General features: G+C 60.5%; 9 protein-coding genes and 1 pseudogene. 4 read left to right on the top strand and 6 right to left on the bottom strand.

All coding sequences use genetic code 11. The features are described 5' to 3' along the window. Positions 1-405: 405 nt before the first annotated feature. The 3 genes from C446_RS15335 to C446_RS15325 form a co-directional block, all read right to left on the bottom strand. Complete coding sequence (locus C446_RS15335) at positions 406-846, bottom strand: hypothetical protein (protein ID WP_152419458.1); 441 nt, start codon at positions 844-846, stop codon at positions 406-408. A gap of 215 nt (positions 847-1,061) precedes the next feature. Beyond that, positions 1,062-1,262: a hypothetical protein gene (locus C446_RS15330; protein WP_152419457.1), complete on the bottom strand. Its 201-nt coding sequence runs from the start codon at positions 1,260-1,262 to the stop codon at positions 1,062-1,064. Positions 1,263-1,469: 207 nt separating this feature from the next. After that, positions 1,470-1,985, bottom strand: coding sequence for a hypothetical protein (locus tag C446_RS15325; protein WP_006674042.1), 516 nt, complete (start codon positions 1,983-1,985; stop codon positions 1,470-1,472). 62 nt (positions 1,986-2,047) lie between these two features. On the opposite strand from C446_RS15325, the pseudogene C446_RS19150 reads away from it, so the two are divergent. Then, positions 2,048-2,221 (top strand): annotated as a pseudogene (locus C446_RS19150) (DUF7097 family protein); the annotation flags it as partial. 312 nt (positions 2,222-2,533) lie between these two features. Here C446_RS19150 and C446_RS15320 read toward each other — a convergent pair. Continuing rightward, positions 2,534-3,319, bottom strand: coding sequence for a YgaP-like transmembrane domain (locus C446_RS15320; protein ID WP_006674040.1), 786 nt, complete (start codon positions 3,317-3,319; stop codon positions 2,534-2,536). 191 nt (positions 3,320-3,510) lie between these two features. Here C446_RS15320 and C446_RS19145 point away from each other — a divergent pair, with 191 nt between their 5' ends. Continuing rightward, positions 3,511-3,681 carry a hypothetical protein gene (locus tag C446_RS19145; protein ID WP_006674039.1) on the top strand — a complete coding sequence of 57 codons (171 nt, stop codon included), beginning with the start codon at positions 3,511-3,513 and terminating at the stop codon, positions 3,679-3,681. A 34-nt stretch (positions 3,682-3,715) separates the two neighbouring features. Here the strand turns inward: C446_RS19145 and C446_RS15315 are convergent, their stop codons facing one another. Continuing rightward, on the bottom strand, positions 3,716-3,913 hold the full coding sequence (locus tag C446_RS15315; protein ID WP_006674038.1) for a DUF5800 family protein: 198 nt from the start codon (positions 3,911-3,913) through the stop codon (positions 3,716-3,718). A 175-nt stretch (positions 3,914-4,088) separates the two neighbouring features. Between C446_RS15315 and C446_RS15310 the strand changes: the two genes are divergently transcribed. Beyond that, positions 4,089-5,846, top strand: a complete 1,758-nt coding sequence (locus tag C446_RS15310) for a glycoside hydrolase family 13 protein (RefSeq protein WP_152419456.1) — start codon at positions 4,089-4,091, stop codon at positions 5,844-5,846. A gap of 88 nt (positions 5,847-5,934) precedes the next feature. After that, entirely contained in the window at positions 5,935-6,795 is an 861-nt protein-coding gene (locus tag C446_RS15305) for a polymer-forming cytoskeletal protein (protein ID WP_006674036.1), read from the top strand. A 372-nt stretch (positions 6,796-7,167) separates the two neighbouring features. Here the strand turns inward: C446_RS15305 and phoU are convergent, their stop codons facing one another. Then, a complete protein-coding gene (gene phoU / locus C446_RS15300; protein ID WP_006674035.1) occupies positions 7,168-7,839 on the bottom strand; it encodes a phosphate signaling complex protein PhoU in 672 nt (223 codons plus the stop codon). Positions 7,840-7,940: the final 101 nt, after the last annotated feature.

Below are 7,940 nucleotides of genomic sequence, written 5' to 3'. Positions count from 1 at the left end.
GTGAAATCGTCCTCATGTTCGCCATCATCAACATAGAAAAGCTCTGTGAGCCACTCTAACCCTCATTCAGCAGCTATTCAACAAAGCACATTCTTTCGGTCTCAAATTCAGTCTTCGAACGGTTCGACTCTTAACCGCTCCAAGAAGTCGATTAGTTCATCGACGCGCTCCCCATTCTCTTCGGGGACAGCCAGCAAACCTTCGTCGCGAGCGCGAACAAATAGATAGCTCACCGTCCGCTGCCACTCAATTAGATTACGCGGCACGGTATCTATATCGTGTAAATACACGAAATACTCAGAACGACAGTGGCGGCACTCTAAGAACTGCCCGTCACTGACAACATCATGGTTGAGGTGGAATCCGTCGTCATCAAATGGTGTCGTCTTTCCACAGCTGCGGCATTCAAATTCTGTCATCATCGCCCTCTGTGACCTTCCGATAGTGGTCCTGTAGATACGACTCAACGTACATCTCGTGCGATGACTCCACGGATGGGATTCCAATTGCATACCAGTACTCTTCACTGTCGAAATCCCAGAATCGCTGTTTGACGACCTTTTCGTGGGGTAAATCGTCTTCGGATTCTGCCGCGTCTTCCTCTGTCCTGTGAATCAAACGGTCCTCAATTTCGAACTCTGGTGTTGAACTCTGCTCAGAGTTGTAGTGCCAAGTGTGGATAGTCAAACCATCATCCTCGTCACACAATGCGTTAAAATGTAATTCTGTGCCGTCATCTCGATAGCCCGCAAACCATAGACTTTCGCCGCTCATTCGCTCAATTCGAAGATAATCGACCTCGTGCATCACGTCGATGTCTTCATCTGGTTTGATTTCATCTGTCATCGACTCTCACCACCCATCAGCACAGTTGAAGCAAAGAAACTCATTCCCTGGATGTTGTAACTCACTTTCGCAAATCAAGCACACGTCATGGTCTCCAAAGTGGTCTAAAAATCCGTACTGAACGCCGTCTGGATACCACACATCGCAGTCGCTCACTGGACAGTGATGCTCACCCGCTCCTGCAGCAGGCTCAGAATCTCATCTACATCCATGCTTCAACCCTCGTTCTCCTTCTCCTGCCGCCAGCTGTCTATTTCACGTTCAACCAGTTCATCAAACTCGTCATCATCGAGGCCGCAGTAGTCGTCGGAGACTTCGTGCAGCATGTCCTTCCATTGCGAAATCTCCCTCAAACAATATTCTCTTGGCGTCAACCCTGCTCTTCGTGCACTGTCCTCGACCTCTTCTTTGCTCATGAACATGGCTCGAAACCACGACGAGGCCTGCATTCAATTCTCCGATGTCAAATTGGTACGCGCTGGATGGGAAGATAATCGCCTTTACCACCTACTCCAGCCAAACGTGCTGACCTACACAGCTCGTATGGCTCCTCGGCTGCACTATCCTAGCTGGATTCCTATTCGTTTGCTAGTCACATTTGGTATGAGGTTCGCTGAGAATTCCTACTGTGAATCCAGCCACTCCTGGCGCGTCATATCAGGCTTGTACTCCTTGTATTGCTCGGTGTGATGGATTTGAGCGTGACATGTAGGACATACCCAGATTAGCTCTTCAGGCTCGTAGCTGACGTGGTGACGGTGCATCAGGTTTGATATGATAACCTCCACGTCTACTTCTCGCTCTATCGTCGCTGTCGGGCGTTCATCAACGAACGGCGGAATATGATGGTCAGGATGTTCAGGACACTCATATTCGAGGTATCGTACAAAAACGTTCGAATCCTCGTCAGGGACCAGAGACACACGGATTGTATCATGTCGCTCGTTGCACCCAGGTATTCGGCACGTGCTCCTGCAGACCTCCACTTCGACAGTCTCCGTAGACTCTTCCGTTTCAAATTCGTCCTGGCCACATAGTTTACAGAAGACACCTTCTTCGACGACGTGCTTATTTTCCAGATGTAGGAAGTACTCGTACTGGTAGAGAGCTTTGTCAACGAGGCGGTCCACATCGACCATTATTAGATTCGAAGCAACCCAGATAGGAGTATCTTAGCCCCTCTAATCTGTATTTCTAGTGTATATATGTTATGAATTGGTGTCACGCGAAGGTCCACGACTCCTGGGCGCGGATCACCGACGAGGCCGCCCCAGAGCCAGAAGCGATCGCCGAACTCGAGGGACGACGCAGCCGAGAACAGGCGGAGTTGGGGTTCGAGTCGGCCGCGGAGCGATACGATAGCGACGGTTGCTGACCGATCACAGGAAACCACGCAGGCGGAACCGACCCACGGGGAGAGAGTGAGAGAGGGCGGACGCCTTCTTCTCGTCGCTACGGCCGACGGTTCCACACCGAGCAGACGGCCCTCTGCGGGCCGTCGCTTAACCGTTCCGCCGTCGAACTGTGACCGTCTCTCGTACGAATTCCTGGAACTATGCCGATTTCGTCCTCGAACTCGAGGGGACGGCAGGGTTTTTCGACGAGTCGACGCCGGAATCGGACTCGCCACCGGTCGACGTCTCGGCTCCCCGAGCTGGCCCGACCGTATCGAGCCGCCCGGGCCCGGTCAGCGGAGACCGCCACGTCCGCGACCCGACGGATTCCCCTCGACCGTCGGAATCTCGCCGGTCTCCGCGAGGCTCTTGAACCGGCGCAGACTCTCCCCGGCGATCAGGTCCATCGGCGTCCCGAACCGCGACAGTACCGCGTCCCCGAGCGGACCGCCCGGCGGGTCGTACTGGAGTTCGAGTTCGACTGCGGTCCCGCGATCACCGGGAGCCGGCCGGAACGAAATCGCACACTCGTAGTCGATCGGCGCGCCCTCGAGTGACCGCCAACGGAGCCGTTCCCCGGGATCGTCCTCGACGAGCGTCGCTTCCCACTCGAGAGTCCGCCCGAGCGGGGCGTCCACCCGCCACCGGTGGCGGTCCTCGGTCCCGTGCCCGCCGGAAACGTCGGCAAACCGCCCGGCGATCCGGTCTACGTGTTCGGGGTCGCGCCAGTACGTCGCGAGTTCGTCCGCCGGCTCGCCGACGATGATCGTCCGCTCGAGACCCAGTCGGTCGGGTGGCCCCTCGTCGAGCGATTCCTCGGCGGTGGCGTTTACGCCTAGCAGACGGTACAGACGGCTGCGACCGGTCAGCCCGCGGTACGCCAGCGCGCCGCCGAAGAGGGCCGTCGCCGCGCCGGAGAGGGAGCGACGCCTGAGCCCGCGGACGACGAGTACGCTGCCGACAACCGTCGACGCGATCCGTTCGAGTGTGCCGACGTTTCCGTGCTTCGCAGGACCTCTGGGGCGAGATGTGGGGATACCCGCGTCGTCGATCTCGGTTTCGTCGGGTTCGGCCGTCATCGGTTAGGTGACACTCGAGCGATCGGAGCGGTCGATTCGACGCGGCGGCCGGACAGGGACCCCACCCCGGAGCGGTGTTCGCGGTCCGGACTCCACGGTGATGGCGGTCTCGGGCGGAGAGTGAGCGAACGCGAGTGTGATTGCATCTGTTCGTACTCGACCGAACGTGCCAAAGACCGTTGGGGCTGCGAGTGCACGTCCGGGGCGTCGCTGCCGCTGGCGACGGACCCGCGACGACCGAACGCGAGCAGCCACGGGTGGAGGGTGAGGCCGGCGGCGATCGTCACGAGGACAACGAGGACGCGCCGCCGGACGGGGATCGAACCGTGACGACGGATTGCGGTCGCAAGGACGATCGGTAGCCGTCTGCCGACCGCGGGTGGTCGCTTCGATCCGTCAATCCAAAATATCGCCGATACGCCGCGGCTCTCCCTGCAGGTTCGGCTGTTCGGCGACGATCTTCAACACTTCGTGATCGGTAACGTCGTGATAGGTCTTCTCGGTCGCTTCCTCGATCAGTTCCCGCTCGAGGCGAAACTCCGTTCCTTCGTACACGACGTCGACGCCGTCGTCGTCGAACGCGAGAGTCGTCATGGCCGTCGGTACGGGACGGGGTAATAAAAACGGGGCGGCTGGGCCCGACAGGGCCGTCCGGTCGGGCACCGGAGCGAGGACCCGAACGACGGCTGCCTGGCGGATCGATTTACACCGCCCATTATAGATGAAGTATTTCATCAACTCTTTGGCTGCGACCGTCCCAGAGACGGGTATGGGAACGGAGCGCGACCTCGAACGCCAGTGGTGGAAAGAGGCGGTCGTCTATCAGATCTATCCCCGGAGCTTCAACGACGCGAGCGGCGACGGTATCGGCGACATTCCCGGCATTCTCGAGAAGGTCGACTACCTCGCGGACCTGGGCGTCGATGTCGTCTGGCTCAACCCCGTCTACGAGTCGCCGATGGCCGACAACGGGTACGACATCGCCGACTACCGGTCGATACACCCCGAGTTCGGGACGATGGACGACTGGGAACGGCTGCTCGAGGCACTCCACGACCGGGACATGCGGCTGATCATGGACCTCGTCGTCAACCACACCTCGGACGAACACGAGTGGTTCGTCCGTTCCCGTGAGGGCGATCCGGAGTACGCGGACTACTATTACTGGCGAGCGGGGCGTGACGACGGTTCCGACGGAACGGGCCAGCCGCCGAACAACTGGGAATCGTTCTTCGAGGGATCGACCTGGAGCTACGACGAACAGCGAGGGGAGTACTATCTCCACCTCTTCGACGAGAAACAGCCCGACCTGAACTGGCGCAACGAGGCCGTCCGGGAGGAAGTCTACGACCTGATGGAGTGGTGGCTCGAGAAAGGGATCGACGGTTTCCGAATGGACGTTATCAACCTGATCTCGAAGCCCGAAGGGCTGCCGGACGGCGATCCCGACGAGGGGTTGACCGGCGCAGAACACTTTATGAACGGGCCACGAGCCGAAGAGTACGTCACGGAACTCTGTGAGCGAGTGCTCTCCGAAGAGGAGATGAGCGTCGGCGAGATGGTCGGCGTCGACGCCGAGACGGCACGCCAGTACGTCGACGAGGGCGGCGACGGCTTCTCGATGCTGATCCACTTCGAGCACATGAGCGTCGACACCGGCGACGGCGGGAAGTGGGACGTGACCGACCTCGATCTGCTCGAACTGAAGGAGGTCATCACCGACTGGCAGGAGACGCTCGCGGACGAGGGATGGAACTGCCTCTACCTGAGCAACCACGACCAGCCGCGGGCGGTCTCGCGGTTCGGTGACGACGAGGAATACCGACGCGAGTCGGCCAAGATGCTCGCCACGTTCCTCTTTACCCTGCAGGGAACCCCGTTCGTCTACCAGGGCCAGGAGATCGGCATGACCAACACGAGCTTCGAGACCCCCGCGGAGATTCACGACGTCGAGGCCGCGAACTTCGTCGAGACGGCACTGGAGTCCGACGAGTATCCGTACGACACGTACGAGGAGGTTCGACCGATCGTCGAGGCCCGCAGCCGGGACAACGCACGGACCCCGATGCAGTGGTCCGACGAACCGGCGGCCGGATTTACCGACGGCGACCCCTGGATCGGGGCCAACGACGACTACGAGGAGGTCAACGTCGCTGCCGCCCGCAGTGACGCGGACTCGATCTGGCACTACTACCGCGAGTTGATCGACCTGCGGGAGCGACGCGATATCTTCGTCTACGGGGACTACGAACTGCTGTTGCCCGATCACCCCGAGGTGTTCGCCTATCGGCGGACGCTCGAGAGCGAGGGTACGGACGGGGGAGCGAGCGAAACCGACGACGGGGGCGACCGCGAGGAACTGATCGTCGTCTGTAACTTCGCCGACGGCGAGCCGACGGTCGACGTTCCCGCACTCGCGGGTCGCGAGGCCGACCTCCTCGTCGGGAACTACGGGGGCGTGGCCGATCGCCAGTCGGGTGGTGAACTCGAGTTACGGCCGTACGAGGCTCGCGTCTACGAACCGTAGCCGGCGTCGGCGTGCTCGCGGCCGGTCGTCGGCCACGCGTCAGACGACGCGCGAGGTTTATTACCGGCCGGTCACATTGGATGCGAGTGTGGCCTTCAGCAGGGATCCGCTCGACGAACTCGTCGTCCCCGACGGGACGGAAGTCAAGGAAGTCGCCGTAGAGACGGACGGAGACGTCCTCGTCGGCAGTCGGTCGACGATCGAGTTCGGCGTCCGCGGTCGGAACGTCCTCGCCGGCGAGAGCGTCGAGGTCGACGGCGAGATCGAAGCCGAAGGCGACTGCCGGCTCGACATGTGGTGTGACGTTGCCGAGAACGTCCTCGTCGGCGAGGACGCCTACATCGGCGAACGGGTCCACATCGGCGGCAGACTGAAAGTCGCGGGCGATCTCGACATCGGCGACGACGTCGACATCGAGGAGGGGTTCGAGGCAAACGGCTGGATCGTCATCCGGAACCCGATGCCGACGATCGTGTTGCTGTTCGTCTATCTCAAACACCTCCTGCTGATCGGCGAAGAGGACACTGCCCAGCGACTCATCTCGGAACTCGTCGAGGAAGGAGACGGCGAGACGCCCGACGCCGACCCCCTCGTGATCCCGCGGAACGCGACGCTCTCGGACGACGCCTGGCGCGTGTCGACGCCGGCGACGATCGGCGACGACTGCCGACTTCACGGCAACGTCCGCGCCGAAGAACTTACTGTCGGCGACGACTGCAATGTCTTCGGCAGTCTCCGTGCTCGCGGCGACGTCTCTGTCGGCGAGGAGACACGCATTCACGGCGACCTGACCACCCGCGACGGCGACGTGGTTATCCGTTCCGACGCTCGCGTGTTGGGCGATGTCTCCTGTGAGAACCTCGAACTCGAGCCCGGTGCCGAGGTCGACGGAACGATTCGAGCAAGCGGCGAGATTACCATGGAGACGACCGAACGCGAGCGGGAGTAAGGGTTGGGCTCGAGGGTGCTCTGTCGAACACCTCTTCTTTAAAGACTTCTTCACGTGAGTCGACTGTACTCTACACGTGTATATCTGCAAGTCAGTGTGCACCTGATCACCAGACGGATCGGTGATCAGTGTGCAAATCGTGGCAGTTGTTACTATCGGACGACGAACCACTCAGCGAGGGGTGTGGCGATCCCAGCCGACGATGTCCGCCAGCGCCGGACGGGACTGCTGAACCCGAACAAGTGCACAAGCCGTCGATTCGAGCCGACCGACGGGACGGATCGGTCTCGGTCCACAGTCCCGGTCTTGGCCGCGAGTACCGTCGGAAAACACCGGCCGAAACTGACTGGAGAGCAGAGTAGCCGCGGCCCCTCAGTAGATGAGTTCGTCGTCGTTCTCGACCATATACAGCGTCCGTGCGGCGATGTTGACCGCGTGATCGCCGACCCGTTCGAGGTCCCGTACCGTCAGCAGGAGGCGGGAAACGTCCTGGAGAATACGTTCGACCTCGTCGGGTGAGTCGAGTTCGCGCTCGATCAGGTCCCGAACGACGATCTCGCTTGCCCGTTCGGCGAACTCGTCGAGGTCGTCGTCGCGGGTCGCGATCTCCCGGCACTGATCGGTGTTCTCGGTATCGTAGGCCGCCATCGCGTCTTCGACCATCTCGAGGGTCATCTCACCCATCGCCTGCACGTCGACATCGGGGAAGAGATCCTGCTCCGACTCGAGGGTGTACTCCCCGAGGTTGACGGCGAGGTCGCCGATCCGTTCGAGGTCGGTGATGATCTTGAACGACGCGGCGATAAATCGGAGATCGCTCGCGACGGGCTGTTGCAACGCGAGCAGTTCGATACAGTCCTGCTCGAGTTCGAGGTACATCTGGTTGACCTCGCTGTCGCCTTCGATCACTTCCTGGGCGAGGTGCTCGTCTTTCTGCTCGAGGGCGTCCAGTCCCATCCGCAGTCGCTCCATCACCACTTCACTCATGTAGAGGATATCCTCGCGAAGTTCCGCGAGCTTCTCTTGATATGATTTCCGAGCCATGCTCCATGCACCTTTCCGGGCGGAAATATAGCTTGTGCTCACCGCATCTGACGGGCCGAACGAGCCGGCGTAGCGACGGTTCGGCCGCGACAACTGGCGCT

The organism is Halobiforma nitratireducens JCM 10879 (genome assembly GCF_000337895.1).
GTDB lineage: Archaea > Halobacteriota > Halobacteria > Halobacteriales > Natrialbaceae > Natronobacterium > Natronobacterium nitratireducens.
The sequence above is the reverse complement of the archived record's forward strand: the minus strand, read 5'-3'. Positions and strand labels throughout refer to the sequence as shown.